This window comes from Vibrio sp. 10N.222.48.A3, assembly GCF_041475345.1.
In the GTDB taxonomy this organism is placed as follows: Bacteria; Pseudomonadota; Gammaproteobacteria; order Enterobacterales; family Vibrionaceae; genus Vibrio; species Vibrio tasmaniensis_A.
On sequence record NZ_JBFRVX010001550.1, the window covers coordinates 1 to 588 of the forward strand.

Sequence of the window (588 nt, forward strand, 5' to 3'; positions counted from 1 at the left end):
GTGGGCTATTTTCTCTACTGATTTTCGCGACGACTTATGTTGTAAAAATAAAGGGAAATACCAAGCTCGCTGAGCAAGCTTAATGGTGATTGTTTAAAATTTGTGGGTACGTACTGATTATTTATTTACGTATTGAGGATCGTTTAGCATGGAAAAGCCCGGTATTACTCCGGGCTAAGTAGTCATTTATGCGTCAATAGTTTTATTGCTCTATGAGGTCTGGAATCTCGTCAACGCCACTTTCTGCTATCGTTGGAGCCCCTTTAACAGTAACACCATCGCAACTAACGTAAACTTTTCCATTTCTTCTTACTTGAGTACATTCTTCCGGAATCACTTCCTTTTCAACGGTTTCAGTAACGGTTTCTGTTACTGTTTTTATAATTGGTTCTTCTGTAACCAATCTAAATAAGTAGTAAAGTCCTAAACTAGCAGCTATGAAAATTGCTAGGAGTAAAATAGCCAGAAAGGCTACTTTTAGCCAACGTAGCGCTTTGTCTACTCTGCTGTTCCAATTGTTATTGTTGCTATCTTGTTGAGCTTTTGATTCAGCAGCAATTGCTTTTGCGTTTGCTTGCGCTGCACGGT

The 588-nt window shown here is 39.1% G+C and carries 1 pseudogene; it reads right to left on the minus strand.

Annotation, left to right across the window (positions count from 1 at the left end):
* Nucleotides 1-202: 202 nt before the first annotated feature.
* Nucleotides 203-588 (minus strand): annotated as a pseudogene (locus AB4653_RS27675) (hypothetical protein); the annotation flags it as partial.